Consider the following 439-nt stretch of genomic DNA (forward strand, 5'->3'; position numbering starts at 1 on the left):
GCGCAATCTGGTGGTGTCGGGCCTCAACCTGCTGTCGCTGAAGAACCAGCGCCTGCGCATCGGCGAGGCCCTGGTGCAGATCGTCGGCCCCTGTGCGCCCTGCTCGCGCATGGAAGAGGTCATTGGCCCCGGCGGCTATGCGGCGATGCGCGGCCACGGCGGCATGACGGCCCGCATCCTGGAGAGCGGCTGGCTGCGCGTCGGCGACGAGGTGAGACCCGACTGAGGCCAGGGCCGCCGCCCGGCCCAGGGCCTGTTCATACGACGGCAGCAGGCCCTAGCTGTGAAGCTTCAATAGGTTGTTGCGGGTGTTCACCCGGAGTGGTTTTGAGAGACTGGGAATCGCCAAACCCCCTGTCCAAACAAAACCGGAGTCCGGATGAACAGCCATAAGAATGCCCGATTGACGTTCCTGCGACGACTGGAGATGGTCGAGGAC

Annotated in this window: 1 protein-coding gene; it reads left to right on the plus strand. The window is 65.1% G+C overall.

Annotated elements, in window-relative coordinates; genetic code table 11:
* A partial coding sequence (locus I6F36_RS38855; protein ID WP_225173281.1) for an MOSC domain-containing protein occupies positions 1–226 on the plus strand: 226 nt, incomplete at its 5' end.
* Positions 227–439: the final 213 nt, after the last annotated feature.

It is taken from the genome of Bradyrhizobium sp. BRP19 (assembly GCF_020194195.1).
GTDB classification, from domain to species: Bacteria; Pseudomonadota; Alphaproteobacteria; order Rhizobiales; family Xanthobacteraceae; genus Bradyrhizobium; species Bradyrhizobium yuanmingense.